At 70.2% G+C, this 17971-nt stretch carries 17 protein-coding genes and 1 pseudogene; 9 read left to right on the forward strand and 9 right to left on the reverse strand.

The window, feature by feature from the left end; genetic code table 11:
• Positions 1-17 precede the first annotated feature (17 nt).
• From AC5L38_RS09035 to proC, 8 genes are all read right to left on the reverse strand, one after another.
• Positions 18-1106 carry a lysophospholipid acyltransferase family protein gene (locus AC5L38_RS09035; protein ID WP_495242293.1) on the reverse strand — a complete coding sequence of 363 codons (1089 nt, stop codon included), beginning with the start codon at positions 1104-1106 and terminating at the stop codon, positions 18-20.
• Positions 1103-2128: an NAD-dependent epimerase/dehydratase family protein gene (locus AC5L38_RS09040; RefSeq protein ID WP_495242294.1), complete on the reverse strand. Its 1026-nt coding sequence runs from the start codon at positions 2126-2128 to the stop codon at positions 1103-1105. Before AC5L38_RS09040 ends, AC5L38_RS09035 begins: the two co-directional genes overlap by 4 nt.
• 20 nt (positions 2129-2148) lie before the next feature.
• Complete coding sequence (locus AC5L38_RS09045) at positions 2149-2247, reverse strand: 30S ribosomal protein bS22 (RefSeq protein WP_018654693.1); 99 nt, start codon at positions 2245-2247, stop codon at positions 2149-2151.
• A gap of 304 nt (positions 2248-2551) precedes the next feature.
• Entirely contained in the window at positions 2552-2755 is a 204-nt protein-coding gene (locus AC5L38_RS09050; RefSeq protein ID WP_012887307.1) for a helix-turn-helix domain-containing protein, read from the reverse strand.
• Between the two features lie 322 nt (positions 2756-3077).
• Entirely contained in the window at positions 3078-3857 is a 780-nt protein-coding gene (locus AC5L38_RS09055; protein WP_495242295.1) for a phosphatase, read from the reverse strand.
• A gap of 49 nt (positions 3858-3906) precedes the next feature.
• Positions 3907-5070 carry an acetoin utilization protein AcuC gene (locus AC5L38_RS09060; protein WP_495242296.1) on the reverse strand — a complete coding sequence of 388 codons (1164 nt, stop codon included), beginning with the start codon at positions 5068-5070 and terminating at the stop codon, positions 3907-3909.
• A 249-nt stretch (positions 5071-5319) separates the two neighbouring features.
• On the reverse strand, positions 5320-6558 hold the full coding sequence (locus AC5L38_RS09065; RefSeq protein ID WP_495242297.1) for an MFS transporter: 1239 nt from the start codon (positions 6556-6558) through the stop codon (positions 5320-5322).
• Between the two features lie 76 nt (positions 6559-6634).
• On the reverse strand, positions 6635-7429 hold the full coding sequence (gene proC, locus AC5L38_RS09070) for a pyrroline-5-carboxylate reductase (RefSeq protein WP_495242298.1): 795 nt from the start codon (positions 7427-7429) through the stop codon (positions 6635-6637).
• Between the two features lie 129 nt (positions 7430-7558).
• Here proC and AC5L38_RS09075 point away from each other — a divergent pair, with 129 nt between their 5' ends.
• From AC5L38_RS09075 to AC5L38_RS09115, 9 genes and pseudogenes are all read left to right on the forward strand, one after another.
• The gene (locus tag AC5L38_RS09075) at positions 7559-7792 is read left to right on the forward strand and encodes a type II toxin-antitoxin system VapB family antitoxin (RefSeq protein WP_495242299.1); all 234 of its coding nucleotides are present in this window, start codon (positions 7559-7561) and stop codon (positions 7790-7792) included.
• Entirely contained in the window at positions 7789-8199 is a 411-nt protein-coding gene (locus AC5L38_RS09080; RefSeq protein WP_495242300.1) for a PIN domain nuclease, read from the forward strand. Before AC5L38_RS09075 ends, AC5L38_RS09080 begins: the two co-directional genes overlap by 4 nt.
• 37 nt (positions 8200-8236) lie before the next feature.
• Positions 8237-8725: a hypothetical protein gene (locus AC5L38_RS09085; protein ID WP_495242301.1), complete on the forward strand. Its 489-nt coding sequence runs from the start codon at positions 8237-8239 to the stop codon at positions 8723-8725.
• Between the two features lie 373 nt (positions 8726-9098).
• Entirely contained in the window at positions 9099-10973 is a 1875-nt protein-coding gene (gene dnaK / locus AC5L38_RS09090; RefSeq protein ID WP_495242302.1) for a molecular chaperone DnaK, read from the forward strand.
• Between the two features lie 28 nt (positions 10974-11001).
• Entirely contained in the window at positions 11002-11625 is a 624-nt protein-coding gene (gene grpE / locus AC5L38_RS09095; RefSeq protein WP_495242303.1) for a nucleotide exchange factor GrpE, read from the forward strand.
• A 34-nt stretch (positions 11626-11659) separates the two neighbouring features.
• On the forward strand, positions 11660-12862 hold the full coding sequence (dnaJ, locus tag AC5L38_RS09100) for a molecular chaperone DnaJ (protein ID WP_495242304.1): 1203 nt from the start codon (positions 11660-11662) through the stop codon (positions 12860-12862).
• Between the two features lie 2 nt (positions 12863-12864).
• Positions 12865-13117: pseudogene (locus AC5L38_RS09105) on the forward strand (heat shock protein transcriptional repressor HspR); the annotation flags it as partial.
• 214 nt (positions 13118-13331) lie between these two features.
• Entirely contained in the window at positions 13332-15914 is a 2583-nt protein-coding gene (gene clpB / locus AC5L38_RS09110) for an ATP-dependent chaperone ClpB (RefSeq protein ID WP_495242305.1), read from the forward strand.
• 159 nt (positions 15915-16073) lie between these two features.
• Positions 16074-17144: a hypothetical protein gene (locus AC5L38_RS09115; protein WP_495242306.1), complete on the forward strand. Its 1071-nt coding sequence runs from the start codon at positions 16074-16076 to the stop codon at positions 17142-17144.
• A gap of 202 nt (positions 17145-17346) precedes the next feature.
• On the opposite strand, the gene AC5L38_RS09120 is transcribed toward AC5L38_RS09115, so the two are convergent.
• Complete coding sequence (locus AC5L38_RS09120) at positions 17347-17853, reverse strand: tetratricopeptide repeat protein (RefSeq protein WP_495242307.1); 507 nt, start codon at positions 17851-17853, stop codon at positions 17347-17349.
• Positions 17854-17971 lie beyond the last annotated feature (118 nt).

Raw genomic sequence — 17971 nt, forward strand, 5'->3', positions numbered from 1 at the left:
CCTGAGCCGGGAGGGTCTCAGAAAAACGGGGGGAAGGCGTGGCCGCGCCTGAGCCGGAGCTCGTCGAGCTGCTGCTGGACGACCTCCCTGACCTGGTCGGTGAGGTTGAAGACCAGCATGGGGTCGTCGGCGTCGGCGGGGTCGAGCTCGTCGGTGCGGATCGGCTCGCCGAAGCCGATCATCCACTTAGACGGGAGCGGGACCAGCCCCAAAGGCCCGAGCCAGGGGAACAGCGGCGTGACCGGCAGGTAGGGAAGACCGAGCACCCTGGCCAGGATCCGCAGGTCACCGATCTTGGGGTAGATCTCCTCCGCGCCCACGATGGCACAGGGCACGATCGGCACGCCCGCGCGGATGGCGGAGGCGACGAAGCCGCCCCGGCCGAAGCGCTGCAGCCGGTAGCGATCGGAGAACGGCTTGCCGACCCCCTTGAAACCCTCGGGGAAGACGCCGACGACCTCGCCCTTGCGGAGCAGCCGGTCGGCGTCCTCGCGGCAGGCGAGGGTGTGGCCGGTCTTGCGTGACAGGTGACCGAGCACCGGGAGCCGGTAGACCAGGTCGGCCCCCAGGAGGCGGAGCGCGCGACGTCCGGGGTGGTCGTCGTACAGGGCCACCTGCAGCATGAGCCCGTCGAGCGGGACGGTGCCCGAGTGGTTGGCCACGATCAGAGCGCCGGAGTCACCGGGCACGTTGTGCATGCCCACGGTCTCGGTGCGGAACCAGTGGCGGTACAGCGGGCGGATCAGCTCCAGCAGCACCCTGTCGGTGAGCTCGGGGTCGAACCCGAACTCGTCGACCTCGTAGGCTCCGGTCACCCGGCGGCGCAGGAAGGCGAGCAGCTCGGCCAGCCGGTGGTCGTCGTCCTCCTCGCCGGCCGACGGCCCGGGAAAGGGCCACCCGGCTTCGGGGTCGGACTCGCCGGACGCGTCGGAGAGGCGTTCGCCGGTCGGGCCGGGAGACGTGCCGGAGAAGGGTTCGCCGGACGTGTCGGGAGACGTGCCGGAGAAGGGTTCGCCGGTCGGGCCGGGGAGGTGTTCGCGGGAGGCGCGGGCCCTGGTGATGGGGATCACCTCGGCGTCCCCGCTCTCGTCCACCGCCTCGCTCACCCCGTCACCGGCCGGGACACCATGTCCATCAGGGCCACGGGAAGGCCTCCGGCCAGGTCACGCGCGCGGATGAAGTCCTCGAAGGCGGTCGCGGTGGAGAACTTCGGCCTCCAGTCGAGCGCCGCGGACAGCGCGGTGGTGTCGACCACGCGCCCGTGGCACATCAGGCGGAGTTGCTCGGGGGAGAACCCGACCAGTCCCGCGCTCCGGGCGAGGTCGCCCATGAGGCGGAAGACGGGAGAGGGAACGGGCATCGGGAGCAGGCCCGCCCTGCGCGCGCACTGCGACAGGAGCAGCACGCCGTCTCCGGCCACGTTGAACGTGCCAGGGTGGTCCTCCATCGCCATCCGCCGCAGCACCTCGACCGCGTCGTCCTCGTGGACGAACTGCAGCCGCGGGTCGAACCCGAGCACGGTCGGCAGGACCGGCTGGGTGAAGTAACGCGTCAGCGGTGAGTCGACGCCGGGTCCCATGAAGTTGGCGAACCTGAGCGTCGACACGGCCACGTCGCGACGCCGCCTGGCGAAGCCCCGGACATAGCCCTCCACCTCGGAGGCGTCCTTGGCGTAACCACGGCTCGGCGACTCTCCCGGCTCGGCGTCCTCGGTGAAGACCGCGGGGTCGTGCGGGGAGGAGCCGTAGACGGCGGTGGTCGAGCGCATGACGACGCGACGGACCGTCGCGGACCGCTGACAGGCACCGAGCAACTGCATGGTGCCGATGACGTTGTGCTCCTTCATCAGCGCGCGGCCGCCGCTCCTGGGAGGAGCGCTCACCAGACTCATGTGAACGACGGTGTCGATGTCGGCGGCCGCGATCACCTGGGCGATGTCGGGGCTGCGCAGGTCGACGCGGACGAACTCCGTCCGGCCGAGAGGTACGCCGCCATCACGTGAGAGCGAGGGCGGCGGCACCGTATCCACTCCGATGACCCGGTCGATGCCCGGGTCATCCGCGAGAACGCTCGCCACTCGGGCGCCGATGTGGCGCGAGACCCCGGTGACAAGCACGGTGTGGGTCATCGGCGCCTCGCAGATCCGCGCTACTTCTTGTTACGCCGCTGGATGCGGGTCTTCTTGAGAAGCTTGCGGTGCTTCTTCTTCGCCATGCGCTTACGGCGCTTCTTGATCACAGAGCCCACGGGACCCCCAGGTAGCTGGTAGCCGAGAATGTCGAACCGGTGCGCGAGAGCACACCGGCACAACAGACTACCGGCGATCCACGGTAGATCGCCCCTGGGGGGACCCCGGGCGCATGAACTCACGACGTGGCGACCACGTCGCTACCCCGACGAGACAGGGGCCGGCTCTTCGGCGGTCGTACCGGAAATTATGTCCCGGTCAGACCGGAAGGAGCAGGCCATGAGCATTCGGCACGCCTGGCTCACCTTGCGGCCGGATCGTTCCCCCCGGCCGCTCGGCTCGACGCGTCGAGCTCACCCTGTCTCAACCTGCCTCGATGTAGGCATCCCTCAGATAATCGTGAACCGCCTGCTCCGGCACCCGGAAGGATCGACCGACCCGGATGGCCGGCAGCTCGCCCGAATGCACGAGTCGGTACACAGTCATCTTGGACACCCTCATGACAGTGGCCACTTCTGCCACCGTCAGGAACTTCACCTCGCTGAGAGGTCTTTCGCCTGCACCCATCGGACGCCTCTTCCGCACGTGTATCCGGGTTATCCCCACTGGTGCCATTGCTCACGCACGTGTACTGCTGTCAGCGTAAGTCGGGACCCCTGTCACGCAAACCCCCTATTTTCTCAGCCTTCGGTGTCCCGCGTCAGCGAAACAGCTGAAATCGCTGGCCAGCAGCCGGACCGTGCCCCTCGCATTGATCTTGGAACGGACCAACTGTCTCCCATTAGAGTCGCCCACAATCACCAAAAAGTTGGCAAACGGTCGGCGAGGTGCGTGGAATGCAGGCGCGAAATGCCCGTATAGGGATGTCCTAATTTGCGCATCCCCCGTCTCAGAGGGCCCGTACGACCCTCTCGACCAGGTGGTTCGTCAGCGGTTCGTAATAGCGCGGTAGCACGTTGTCATCGAGCGGGACGGTGACCGCGATCTTGCCCTCGGCCTCCCCGACGAAGAGGGCGGGGTCGTTGCTGTCGGCGAACCCGACCGTGAGGATGCCCGCCTCGCCCGCCGCCCCGGCCCAGCCGTGGTCGGCGATCACCAGATCGGGACGGTCCGCGTCCAGCTCGGCGATCATGGCGCGCATCGGGGCCGGGTCGTGGGTGTGCACGAAGGCGCCCTTGTCGTCGAGCATCGCGACGTCGTCCAGATAGCGGATCTTGCGCCTGCGGCCGAACCCGCTGCCCCAGTACGACCAGCCCTCGGCGGGGGCCATCAGGGTCACGCCGCGCGCCCTGAGCATCCGGCCCACGGCCATGTGGATGGTGAGCAGGCCGGTGGGATGCCCGGTGGCGATCAGGACCCTGGGGTTCTCCCCCCGGAGCACCCCGGCGATCGTGTCGCCCATCTTCTCGACCGCCTCGATCGTGCGATCGGGGTCGATGGTGTCCTGCCCCTCCCGGTGCTTGGGGTCGGCCACGACCCCCGCGGACTTGGCCATCAGCTCCAGCACGTCCCGGTAGGACCAGGCGCCGTCCATGGTCAGCCCGAACATGTAGTGCGGATCACGGTTGGACAGCGACCGGTAGTGGTCCAGGTTGTTCTCCCGGCTGGTCGCCACGTCACCGGCGATCCGGGTCCGGATCAGGTGCTCACGAAGCTCAGCGCGCGTCATCGGTTCCTCAGTCCAGTTTGCCGGCAGACCATGTGTCACGGACCGTGTGTCACGGGAGGGGATCGAGCCCGTGAAAGGGGAAGACGGCATTCCTCGTCGCCATGATGGCCCGGTCGATCGGGTCTGCTGGGTCATAACCCGTGGAGAAATCACGAAATTCCGGATCTCTGCCGTCGGTCAGCGTGAGCGGCGCCGTCTGGTTGGTCCGTTCCTTGACGAACGTACGCCACGCTTCGGGAGTGGCGGTCCCGGGGTCGAGGGGGTGGCCCGCCACCTCGGCGATCAGGTGGGTCCACGCCCGGGGGACGACCTGCACCAGCTCGTACCCCCCGCCGCCGGTCACGATCCACCGCCCGCCCGCGGTCTCGTGGGCCAGCTCGTGCAGCGCCGCGTACGCGGCCCGCTGGCCGTCCAGGCTGAGCATGAGGTTGGCCAGCGGATCGAGGGCGTGGCTGTCGCAGCCGTGCTGGGTGACCAGGACGTCGGGGGCGAACTCCCGCAGCAGCGGCGGGACCACCGCGTGGAAGGCCCTGAGCCAGCCGCTGTCGCCGCATCCGGCGGGCAGGGCCACATTGACCGCGGTGCCCTCCGCGCCGCGCTCCTCGGGGAACCCCGTGCCGGGGAAGAGGGTGCGTGGGCTCTCGTGGAGGCTGATGGTGAGAACCCTGGGGTCGTCGTAGAACAGCGACTGCACGCCGTCGCCGTGGTGCACGTCCACGTCCACGTAGGCGATCCTGGACGCGCCCTGGGCCAGCAGCCAGGCGATCGCCGCGCCCGGGTCGTTGTAGACGCAGAAGCCGCTCGCCGCGGCGGCCATCGCGTGGTGCAGGCCGCCCGCGACGTTGACCGCGTGCTCGGCCTCGCCGCTCCACACCGCGCGGGCGGCCGCCAGGCTGGCGCCGGTGATCAGCGCGGACGCCTCGTGGACGCCGGGGAAGGCGGGGTTGTCCGTGGTGCCGAGCCCGTAGGCCACGTCGGGCCGCCCGGTGGCGGAGACCCGTTTGACGGCCTCGATGTAGCCGCGCTCGTGGACGAGCGCCAGCTCGTCGTCGGTGGCGGGGGCGCAGCCCCCCATCTCCACCTGGTCCAGCACGCCGAGCTCCCTGGCCAGCGCCATGGTCAGCTCGACCCGCACGGGCGCGAGCGGGTGTCCTGGGCCGAAGTCGTACGAGGTGAGCGCATCGTCCCAGACAACCCGCACGGACCGGCTCATGCGCACTCCCTGTCTGGTCGCGACGCCACGCGTCACGGCCGATCTTCCTGCTCCCTGATCGACGTTACCGCACGTGTACGGAATGACGTTTACGCGGCCGTCCCGGAGAACGACCCCGTTTTCATCTGAGCGAAATATCCCGATTTATTGCTATTAACGGGCACGTTTAGCGGACCGCGGCAACGGCCCGGATACTTGTCGGCCGTACCCTCAGCGGGGAGGTCGAACAGGTCAGGCGGGTCAGACGGGTCAGACGGAGGAGGCCCGGCGCAGTCCCCTGACAGCGGGGACCAGCAGGAGGGCGGCACACCCGGCGACCGCCACGATCGAGGAGCCGGTCAGCAACTGCGGCGCCCCCACGACCCCGGCCACCGGTCCGGCGAGCACCTGGCCGATCGGGATGAACAGGGTCGAACCGGCGACCTCGTACGCGGTCACCCGGTTGAGCGCCTCCGCCGGGACCTGGGTCTGGATGCTCGTGGCCCACATGACCGACCAGAACGCCCATCCCGCGCCGCCGATCACGTGCGCGGCCATGAGGACCGCGGCCGGCGACGCCGCGGCGATGGAGAGCGGCTCCAGGGCGAACCCGAACAGGCCGATCGCGCCGGCCATCAGCGGCCGTCCCGGGCGGACCCGCATGGCGACCAGGCCGCCGACGATGGTGCCCGCGCCGGAGGCGGACATGACCAGGCCGTAGGCGGTCTCGCCGAGCCGCTCGCTGATCAGGATCGAGCCCAGCGGGATCATCGGGCCGAAGAGGGTGACGCCGAAGACCGCCCACACCAGGATCACCGACCACATCCAGGTCCTGGAGCGGAACTCCTGCCAGCCCCCGCGCAGGTTGTGCCACATCGACCGCTCTGCGACCGGACCGGCCGCCACCGGCAGGCGCAGGAGGAGCAGGCACACCGCGCTGACGGCGAACCCCGTGGCGTCGATCGCGAAGACGACGCCGACCCCGGAGAGGCCCACGATGGCTCCGGCGACGCCGGGACCGGCCAGCAGCATGATCGACTCGGAGACGCGCAGGGTGGCGTTGGCCTTCTGCACGTCCCGCGCCACGCGCGGGACCGTGCTGGAGACGCCGGGCTGGTACATCGCGGCGGCGACGCCGTTGATCGCGGAGATGACGAGGATCTGCCAGAGCTCCGGCCTGCCGAAGACGAACAGCGCCGCGCTGATCCCCTGGCTCACCACCCGGACCGTGTCGGCGCCGATCATCATGCGGCGCGGCGTGAACCTGTCGGCGAAGACCCCGCCGAACAGGATGAGCACCGCGAAGGGCGCCATCCACGCGGCCAGCGCCAGCCCCACCCCCGTGGGGCCGTAACCGAGCCCGCCCACGCCCACCGCCGTCGCGAACGGGACCATCGCGGCCCCGAGCATGGAGACCGACCTGGCGGTGAAGAAGAGCAGGAAGCTCCGCGTCCAGACGGCGGGTCCGGCCTGCTCACCCTGCCTGTCAGCCGATACGGCCTGCTCCACGATCGCCTCATCTCCCCGGAGTCCCCCGGGAGATGATGCCCTATGTAGGAAAGTTTCCTAATAGAGGGGGGTGGGCTCAGCCCTCGGCGAGCTGGCGTCCCCGGTCCCTGGCGGCCTCGATGGCGGCCAGGAAGGCGGCGCGGACGCTGTGCCGCTCCAACTCGGCGATGGCCGCGATGGTGGTGCCGCCCGGCGAGGTGACCGCCTCGCGGAGGATCACCGGGTGCTCCCCCGAGTCACGGAGCATGATCGCCGCTCCGACGATCGACTGGGTGACCATGTCGAGGGCGGCGGCACGGGGCATGCCGAGCAGGATCCCGGCGTCGACCATGGCCTCGACCAGGTAGAAGAAGTAGGCGGGACCGCTGCCCGACAGGGCCGTGGCCGCGTCCTGCTGCGACTCGGGGATGCGCAGCACCTTGCCGACCGGGCTGAACAGGGCCTCGGCCCGCCTGAGGTGCTCCTCGGAGGCGTGCGCGCCCGCGGAGATCACGCTCATCGCCTCGTCGACCAGCACCGGCGTGTTGGACATGACCCGGACCACCGGGATCTCGGCACCGAGCCGCGACTCGACGAACGAGGTCGTGATGCCCGCCGCCGCCGAGATGACCAGGCGGTCGGCCGGGATGTGTCCCGCGATCTCGGCGAGCAGGGACCCCATGTCCTGCGGCTTGACCGCGAGGATGATCGTGTCGGCATCTTTGGCCGCCTCGGCGTTGGAGGCCACCCGCACGCCGTACCGCTCCGCGAGGGCCCGGCCCCGCTCGGCGCGGCGCGCCGTCGCGATCACGTCGCCCGGCTTGAAACCGGCCCTGAGCAGCCCGGACAGCAGGGCTTCCCCCATCTTGCCGGTGCCGAGAATCGCGATCATGTGAGCACCTCGAAATCGTGGATCGGAACTCTCGCAGCCTATCGGCCCGGCCACCGGAGGAATCGTCCCTCGCGCCGAGCTGTTGGCAATGTATGCTGTGTACGTATGCTACCAACATAGGAGGAGTGGATGAGCGTCACTCAGATCGACCTCGACGACGAAGCGCTCGCCGAGGCGATGCGGATGTTGGGCACCACCACGAAGAAGGACACGGTGAACGCCGCCCTGCGGGAGTACGTGACGCGTGTCAGGCGCATCGAGGCACTGGAAGCTCTCTCCGCCCGAGCGGCCCGGGGGGAGTTCGACGATGCGGCGAAGGCGCACCGGGCGGTGAAGCAGGCCCGGGACGACGCCTTCTCGTGATCTCCTACCTGGCGGACACATCCGCCCTGTGGCACCTCTTCCGCACTCCGGAAACACAGGAGGCGTGGGCCGATCGGATCGCCTCCGGAGCACTGAGCGTCTGCGAGCCCACGAGGACCGAGTTCCTGTACTCCGCAACCGGTCCGGCTCACCGCGACGAACTGGAAACGGAGCTCAACGACCTCTGCCGCCTGGCGGCCGTCCCCAAGTCCGCGTGGCGCTGGGTGGAGAACGCACAGTACAAGCTCACTCAGAAGGGTCGGCATCGTTCCGCCGGGCCGATCGACTTGCTGCTGTGCGCCACCGCCGTGCACCACGGATTGACCGTGTTGCACGTCGACCAGGATTTTGTCACTGTTTCGGCGGTCATGACCGAGGTCCGGCAGCGCGATGTCAGGGTTTTCTGAACCGCTCCGGACCCCGATCCGTCTTAGGGGTATGCGTATGATCGCGACCTCTATCCTGGCCGGAAGCCTCCTGCTGGCGCTGGGCTGCGGCGCCGAACCCAGCGCCACGGTCACCGCCGCCTCCCCCTCGCGGCCGGTGAGTCAGGCCACCTCCGTCCCCGGCGGCCCCTCCGAGCCCGCGGGCCACAGCGTGGCCCCCCGGAGCGAGCCCACGAGCGGTGCCCCCAAGCCGACGAAGCCCGAGGGGCACACCGACAACCCCCGCAAGGTCAGGTGGCTGAAGGCCAAGCCGTCGAAGGACGGCCGGAGCCTGCGGATCACCTGGTGGTCCGGGGTGGAGCCGTGCAACGTGCTCGACCGGGTCACCGTGCGCGAGACCTCCAAGCGGGTGACCGTCACCCTCTGGGAGGGCCCGAGCAGCAAGGTCCAGAACGTCGCCTGCATCGAGATCGCCATCCAGAAGGTGACGACCGTCAAGCTCAAGAAGCCCCTCGGCGCCCGCAAGGTGGCCGACGGCTCCCGCTAGACAGGACACCCCCGCCAGAGCCGCCCGCCGGAGCGACGCCCCGGCGGGCGGCTCTCGCGCGTTCCGACAGCCGTGCCAAGGCCTCACCCGAGGACCCGCTCCAAGAACCCGCTCCGAGAACCCGCTCCGAGAACCCGCTCCGAGGACCGCCCCGCAGTCGGGCGCCGGGCGGCGCGAACCCGGTCACCGTCCGGGAACGATCGCGCGCCTTCCCTCGTCAGAGGGGATGCGACCATCTCCGTGTTTTCCCGGAATCGGGAATGCCCCCGCACGGCCGAGGGTTGAGCCCAATAGACTCAAGTCGTTTGACAAACCTCACACGAGGTTCCACTATGAGTCGCATCGACTCAACTTTGACTACAAGGACGTACTCATGGCACGTGCGGTAGGTATCGACCTGGGGACGACCAACTCCGTCGTCTCGATTCTTGAGGGCGGTGAGCCCACCGTCATCGCCAACGCTCAGGGTTCGCGGACCACGCCGTCCGTGGTCGCGTTCGCGAAGAACGGCGAGGTCCTCGTCGGTGAGGTCGCCAAGCGGCAGGCCGTCACCAACGTCGACCGGACGATTCGCTCGGTCAAGCGCGAGATGGGCACCAACTGGTCCGTCGAGATCGACGGCAAGAAGTCCAACCCGCAGCAGATCAGCGCCTTCGTGCTGCAGAAGCTGAAGCAGGACGCCGAAGCCTACCTGGGCGAGAAGATCACCGACGCGGTGATCACCGTTCCCGCCTACTTCAACGACGCCCAGCGCCAGGCCACCCAGGAAGCCGGCACCATCGCCGGCCTGAACGTGCTGCGCATCATCAACGAGCCCACCGCCGCCGCGCTGGCGTACGGCCTCGACAAGGAGAAGGACGAGACCATCCTCGTCTTCGACCTCGGCGGCGGCACCTTCGACGTGTCCCTGCTCGACGTCGGCCAGGAGGACGGCCACGGCTTCGTCGAGGTCAAGGCCACCAGCGGCGACAACCACCTCGGTGGCGACGACTGGGACCAGCGCGTCGTGGACGAGCTGGCCAACCGGTTCAAGAACGCGCACGGCGTCGACCTGACCAAGGACAAGATGGCGCTGCAGCGCCTGCGCGAGGCCGCGGAGAAGGCCAAGATCGAGCTCTCCAGCCAGTCGGAGACCTCCATCAACCTTCCCTACATCACCGCCTCGGCCGAGGGTCCCCTCCACCTGGAGGAGAAGCTCACCCGCGCCGAGTTCCAGCGGATCACCTCCGACCTCCTCGAGCGCTGCAAGGGCCCGTTCAACCAGGTCGTCAAGGACGCCGGGATCAAGGTCTCCGACATCGCCCACGTGGTGCTCGTCGGCGGCTCGACCCGCATGCCCGCCGTGGCCGAGCTCGTCAAGGAGCTGACCGGCGGCCAGGAGCCCAACAAGGGCGTCAACCCGGACGAGGTCGTGGCCATCGGCGCCGCGCTGCAGGCCGGCGTGCTCAAGGGCGAGGTCAAGGACGTCCTGCTGCTCGACGTGACCCCGCTGAGCCTGGGCATCGAGACCAAGGGCGGGATCTTCACCAAGATCATCGAGCGCAACACCACGATCCCGACCAAGCGCTCCGAGGTCTTCACCACGGCCGAGGACAACCAGCCGTCGGTGCAGATCCAGGTCTACCAGGGCGAGCGCGAGATCGCCGCGTACAACAAGAAGCTGGCCACCTTCGAGCTGACCGGCATCGCCCCGGCGCCGCGCGGCATCCCGCAGATCGAGGTCACCTTCGACATCGACGCCAACGGCATCGTCAACGTCTCCGCCAAGGACCTCGGCACCGGCAAGGAGCAGACGATGACGATCACCGGCGGCTCCGCGCTGCCGAAGGACGACATCGAGCGCATGATGCGCGAGGCCGAGTCCTACGCCGAAGAGGACAAGAACCGCCGCGAAGAGGCCGAGACGCGCAACAACGCCGACTCGCTCGTCTACCAGACCGAGAAGTTCCTCGGCGAGAACGCCGAGAAGGTCCCGGACGACATCAAGAACGAGGTCAACGAGGCCGTCACCGAGCTCAAGAAGGCTCTGGAGGGCACCGACTCGTCCGTGATCCGCGCCTCCGCCGAGAAGCTCGCCACGGTCAGCCAGAAGATGGGATCCGCCATCTACGCCCAGGCGCAGGCCTCGGAGACCCCGACCGGCGCCCCCGACGCCGACGCCGCCGACGGCGGGCAGAAGGCCGACGACGACGTGGTCGAGGCCGAGATCGTGGACGACGAGCCGAAGCGCGACAACGGCGCCAAGTGACGGGCGGAAAGCCGAGGGGAGCACCAGCGTGAGCACGCGCGAGAACGGTTCCGAGGAGGAGCCGGTGATCCGCGACAACCGGAAGATAGACCCGGAGACGGGTCAGGTACGCGAGACGGGCCCGGCCGAGACCGCGGGTCAGACGGGTCAGAACGACAGGGAGCAGGCGGCCGACACGTCGTCATCCCTGGCGGCCGACCTGGCCTCGATCGAGCTGGCCACCCAGCTCGCCGAGCGCACCGCGGACCTGCAGCGCCTTCAGGCCGAGTATTCCAACTACCGCAAGCGGGTCGAGCGGGACCGGGTCGCGGTCAGGGAGCAGGCGGTGGCCGGCGTGCTGGCCGAGCTGCTGCCGGTCCTCGACGACATCGGCCGGGCCCGTGACCACGGGGAGCTGACCGGCGGCTTCGCCAAGGTGAGCGAATCACTGGAGGCGGCCACCGGGAAGCTGGGGCTGAGCACCTTCGGCGCCAAGGGTGAGCCGTTCGACCCGACGGTGCACGAGGCTCTGATGCACAGCTACTCCCCCGACGTCACGGAGCCGACCTGCGTGGAGATCCTGCAGCCCGGTTACCGGATCGGCGAGCGAGTGCTCCGCCCCGCGCGCGTCGCGGTCGCGGAGCCAGAAGAGCCCGCCGCGGACGACAACTGACACCCCCACATCTGATCTCTGAGAAGGAACGTAGATGAGCACCAAGGACTACCTGGAGAAGGACTACTACGCCGTCCTTGGTGTGCCGAAGAGCGCTACCGCCGATGAGATCAAGAAGGCGTACCGGAAGCTGGCCAGGCAGTATCACCCGGACGCCAACCCCGGGAGCTCGGCGACCTCCGAGAGCACCGCCAAGTTCAAGGAGGTCTCGGAGGCCTACGACATCCTTTCCGACACCAAGCGCCGCAAGGAGTACGACGAGGCGCGGGCGCTGTTCGGATCGGGCGTCGGCGGCTTCCCGGGGGCGGGGGGCGCCCAGCGCGGGGGTGGTTTCCCGTTCGACCTGGGTGACCTGTTCGGGGGGACAGGCCAGCAACAGCAGCAGAGCGGCGCCGGAGAGCGCATCGGCGACATCTTCGGCGGGCTCTTCAACCGGGGCGGCGCGAGCCGCCCCGGGGGGACGACGACCAGGGCGCGGCGCGGCCAGGACATCGAGTCCGAGGTCACGCTGTCCTTCTCCGAGGCGGTGGAGGGCACCACGGTGTCGCTCCGCCTGACCAGTTCCTCCGCGTGCTCCGGCTGCGGGGGCACCGGCGCCAAGGCCGGCACCGTCCCGCGGGTCTGCCCGACCTGCGAGGGCACCGGGGCGGCCAGCCGCAACCTCGGCAACTTCGCCTTCTCCGAGCCGTGCCGCGACTGCAAGGGCCGCGGCCTGCTCGTGGACGACCCGTGCCCGGTGTGCGACGGGAGCGGGCGGGGCAAGAGCACCCGCACGATCCAGGCCCGCATCCCCGCGGGGGTCGGCGACAACCAGCGCATCAAGATCAAGGCCAAGGGGGCGCCCGGCGAGAACGGCGGTCCCGCCGGTGACCTCTACGTCCTGATCCACGTCAAGCCGCACCCCGTGTTCGGCAGGACGGGGGAGAACCTGACGGTCACCGTCCCGGTGACCTTCACCGAGGCCGCGCTGGGCGCCGAGATCAAGGTGCCGATCCTGAAGGGGCTGCCGGTCACGCTGCGCATCCCCGAGGGCACCCCCAACGGCCGCACCTTCCGGGTGCGCGGCAGGGGCGTGGCCCGCAAGGACGGCACCAAGGGCGACCTGCTCGCCACGGTCGAGGTCCTGGTGCCGCAGCAGCTGGAGGACAAGGCGAGGGGGGCCCTTGAGGAGTTCCGCGACGCCACCGTGGGTGGTGACCCGCGGGCGGACCTGATCGAACAGGCCAGGAGCGAGTAGCCGTGGAAGCCAACTACTTCGATCTGTCGGACGACACACCCGTCTACGTGATCTCGGTGGCCGCCCAGCTGTCGGGCCTGCACCCGCAGACCCTTCGCCAGTACGACCGTCTCGGCCTGGTCAGTCCGGGCCGGACGGCCGGCCGCGGACGCCTGTACTCCACCCGCGACATCGTGATGCTCCGCGAGGTCCAGCGGCTCTCCCAGGAGGAGGGCATCAACCTCGCGGGCATCAAACGCATCCTGGTCCTCGAGACGGAGGCCCTGCGCCTGCGTGACGAGAACCACCGCCTGCGCGCGGAGATGAACATGATCCGCGCGCTCATCCAGTACCAGCTGCCCCCCGCCTGAGACTCCGTCCCGCGTCCTGAGGGCGCGCCGCGTCCCGGCCGACGTCACCGTCGGCCCGTGAGGGCGCGCCGGGCCGGCGTCGCCATTGACACAGCACTTTCGAGTGAGGCCTGACAAGCATGGACTACAAGCTCACCCAGAAGAGCCAGGCGGCGGTCTCCTCCGCCATCAGGCGGGCGGCCGCCGAGGGCAATCCCGAGGTCGCTCCCGCGCATCTGTTCACCGCGCTGCTCGCCCAGACCGGCGGCACCGCCGTACCCCTGCTCGAAGCGGTGGGCGCCGACTGGAAGCAGCTGCGGGTCGAGGCCGAGAAGCAGCTCGCGGCCCTGCCGAAGGCGCAGGGCTCCACGGTCAGCGCCCCGTCGAGCTCCCGGCAGCTCCTCACCGTGATGAACACCGCCGCCCAGCGGGCCCGCGGTCTCGAGGACGACTACGTCTCGACCGAGCACCTGCTGGTCGGTCTCGCCACCGACGGCGGCCCCGTCGCCGCGCTGCTCAAGGCGAACGGCGCGAACCCGAACGCGCTGCTCGACGCCTTCGAGAAGGTGCGCGGGCACGCCAGGGTGACCAGCGAGACGCCGGAGGACACCTACCAGGCGCTGGAGAAGTACGGGATCGACCTGACCGAGCGGGCCAGGGCGGGCAAGCTCGACCCGGTGATCGGCCGCGACTCGGAGATCCGGCGCGTCATCCAGGTGCTCAGCCGCCGTACGAAGAACAACCCGGTGCTCATCGGCGAGCCCGGCGTCGGCAAGACCGCGGTGGTGGAGGGGCTGGCCCAGCGGATCGTCGCGGGCGACGTCCCCTCCAGCCTGCGCGACAAGCGCCTGATCGCGCTCGACCTCAGCGCGATGGTCGCCGGCGCCAAGTACCGCGGCGAGTTCGAGGAGCGCCTCAAGGCGGTGCTCGGCGAGATCAAGGAGAGCGACGGCCAGGTCGTCACCTTCATCGACGAGCTGCACACCATGGTCGGCGCGGGTGCCGCCGAGGGCGCGATGGACGCGGGCAACATGCTCAAGCCCATGCTGGCCCGCGGCGAGCTGCGGATGATCGGCGCGACCACCCTGGACGAGTACCGCGAGCGCATCGAGAAGGACCCCGCGCTGGAGCGGCGCTTCCAGCAGGTCTACGTGGGCGAGCCCACCGTCGAGGACACCATCGCCATCCTGCGCGGCCTCAAGGGCCGCTACGAGGCGCACCACCAGGTCCAGATCTCCGACGGCGCGCTCGTGGCCGCCGCCGCGCTCTCCGACCGCTACATCACCTCCCGCTTCCTGCCCGACAAGGCGATCGACCTCGTCGACGAGGCGGCCTCCCGGCTCCGCATGGAGATCGACTCCCGTCCGGTGGAGATCGACCAGCTCCAGCGGAACGTCGACCGGATGAAGATGGAGGAGCTGGCGCTCGCCAAGGAGACCGACGAGGGCAGCCTGCAGCGGCTGGAGCGGCTCCGCAAGGAGCTCGCCGACCGCCAGGAGGACCTCAACGCCCTGGTCGGCCGCTGGGAGCGGGAGAAGGCGGGGCTCAACCGGGTCGGCGACCTGAAGAAGCAGATCGACGAGGTGCGGAGCACCGCCGAGCGCGCGCAGCGCGACGGCGACTTCGAGGCCGCCTCGCGGCTGATGTACGCCGAGGTGCCCAAGCTGGAGGCCGAGCTCGCCGAGGCCAGCAAGGCCGCCCAGCCCGAGGACGCCATGGTCAAGGAGGAGGTCGGCTCCGACGACATCGCCCAGGTGATCTCCTCGTGGACCGGCATCCCCGCGGGCCGGCTCCTGGAGGGCGAGACCACCAAGCTGCTCCGCATGGAGGAGGAGCTCGGCAGGCGGCTGATCGGCCAGCGACAGGCTGTCGAGGCGGTCTCCGACGCCGTACGGCGGGCGCGGGCCGGCATCTCCGACCCGGACCGGCCGACCGGCAGCTTCCTGTTCCTCGGCCCGACGGGCGTCGGCAAGACGGAGCTGGCCAAGGCGCTCGCGGACTTCCTGTTCGACGACGAGCGGGCGATGGTCCGCATCGACATGAGCGAGTACGGCGAGAAGCACAGCGTCGCGCGCCTGGTGGGCGCCCCTCCCGGCTACATCGGCTACGAGGAGGGCGGCCAGCTCACCGAGGCCGTGCGGCGCAGGCCCTACGGCGTGGTGCTGCTGGACGAGGTCGAGAAGGCCCACCCGGAGGTCTTCGACATCCTGCTCCAGGTGCTCGACGACGGGCGGCTCACCGACGGGCAGGGCCGGACGGTCGACTTCCGCAACGTGATCCTGATCCTCACCTCCAACATCGGCTCGCAGTTCCTGGTGGACCCGGCCATGACGAAGGAGGCCCAGCGGACCGCCGTGATGGCCGCGGTCAGGAACGCGTTCAAGCCGGAGTTCCTCAACCGGCTCGACGACGTGATCCAGTTCGACGCGCTCGGCACCGAGGAGCTGTCCAGGATCGTGGACCTGCAGGTGCTCCATCTGGCCAGGCGCCTGGCGGACCGGCGGCTCACGCTGACCGTGACCCCGGCGGCGCGCGACTGGCTGGCGCTGACGGGCTACGACCCGCTGTACGGCGCGCGCCCGCTCCGCCGTCTCGTCCAGTCCGCGATCGGCGACAAGCTGGCCAAGGAGGTCCTCTCCGGCGAGGTCCAGGACGGCGACGAGGTGCTGGTCGACCTCGACGAGACGAACGACTCCCTGGTCATCGGCCCGGTGAGGGCCTGACGACGACCGGGTGGGGCCGGGTAATGGCTTGACCACCATTGAGTTAAGCCCGCCCCTGGGCGAGACCCCCCTGTTACGTTCGGTTTCGATCGGATTACCGAACGCAACAGGGGGATGTGCATGTCGAACTCATCACGGAACGTCCGAGGAATCCTCGCGATGGCGGTGCTCACGGTCGGTGCCGGCCTGACGATGGTCTCTCCGGCGTCGGCCGAGGTCGTGCCCTGCCAGGAGCAGGGCACGACAAGGGTTCTGGGGGCGCCCGAACCGGTGGCACCCGTGTGCGAGGAGGTCGCCACCGCGACGCCCGAGGGAGCACAGGCCGCGACGCCCGAGGCGGCACAGGCCGTGGCACCCGAGGGGGCACAGGCCGCGACGCCCGAGGGGGCACAGGCCGTGGCACCCGAGGGGGCGCAGGCCGCGACCGGCACCGTGACGCCGCCGGTCACGAGCGACGCCGTGACGCCGCCGGCCGCGAACACCGCCGAGGCTCCGGTGGCGGCGGGCGGCACGGCGACGGCGGAGGCTCCGGTGGCAGCGGAGGCTCCGGTGGCGGAGACGCCCGCCATGCCCGCCATGCCTGTCATGCCCGCCACGCCTGAGACGGTGAGCGGCGCGGAGGCGCCGGTGTCCGTGGACGCCGGTGAGGTGTCCGCGACCGCGGCGCGGCTCGCGCGCGTCGCCGACCTGCCCCAGCTCTCCCAGCCCTCCGCCGTGATCAGCCTCGCCGACGCCGGGGGCTTCGCCGCGGGCATCGGCTTCCACGCCCTGCCGGGCACCCCCGCCGACGGCATCAGCTGGCTGCGGGCTCCGGCACCCCCGGCGCCCGGCGAGCTCGCCGAGGCCGAGGCCGAGACGGTGGCCGAGACGGTGGCCGAGACGGTCACGCCGGACGCGGCGGTCGCACCGGTCACGCCGGACGCCCCGGTCGCCCCGGTCGCCCCCGTCAGCGAGCCCGCGCCTCCGCTGCCCCTTCCCGCCCCGGCGGACGCCGCCGCGGGTGAGAACGTGCCGCCGGTCGGCCCGCCCGTCGCCGACCTGCCCGCGGCGGACATGCCCACCGCCAACCTGCCCACGGCCGAGTCGCCGGCCGTCACCGGCCCGGAGACTCCCGCACGGCCGGACGCCGCCACCGGCACCACGGCGGAGGGCACCACGGTCGAGGGCACCACGACGGTTCCCGCCCTTCCCGCGCTGGAGGGGACGCTCCCCGACCTCGACGTGGAGTGAACCTCCGTACGGAGTGAACCTCGACGTGGAGTAGGACGCGCGAGAAGCGGTGGGTCGGCCGCCGGTCAACGGACCGGTGACCGACCCGCCGTGGAGCCGTCACAGTGGAGCCGTCACAGGGGAGGGCCGTGCCTCACGGGGCACGGCCCTCCCCTGTCGCGTGCGCGAGGCGGCGGGGTGCCGTCAGCGCGAGGCGACGCCGTCAGTGCGAGGCGTCCAGGAGGGCGTCGAGCTCGTCCTCGGGAAGCCCGAGGTCGACGCGGATCCGGTAGCGGGTTCTGAGCAGGGCGATGTGCTCGCCGCTGCCCGCCACCGCCCGGTGCGCCCCCTCGGTCGCCCACTGATGGGCCTCCGCGAGGTCACCGTAGGCGACGAGGGTCTCGGCGACCATGAGGGCGGTGGCCGCGGTGACGTCACCGGCGGCGCGGATAGCCGCGATCACCTCCCTCGCCTCGTCCGGCCGTTCGAGCTCGAAGAGGGTGTCGGCGATCCCCGCCCGGGGGTCGACGCTCACCTCGCCGCCGTCGTCCATCGCCCGCTGGAAGCAGTCGAGAGCCCGGGCGGGCTGCCCGGCCTGCCGCCACTCCTCGGCGGCGAGCACGAGGATCGCCGCCCGTGATATGTCGCCGGACGCGTACGCCTCGACCAGGGCTTCGAGTCGCCGGGCCAGGTCTTCGTGATCATCGGCCAGAAGTGCCTGCTCAAGCAATCGATCAAGTTGCTCACGTGTCACATGCGCCACATCGCGAGAGTACCGAGCGACGCTCGACCGCGTACGGCCAACGGCAGGTATTGGCCACCTTACCTTGGGCAAACCTACGGTTACG

It is taken from the genome of Streptosporangium nanhuense (assembly GCF_059358815.1).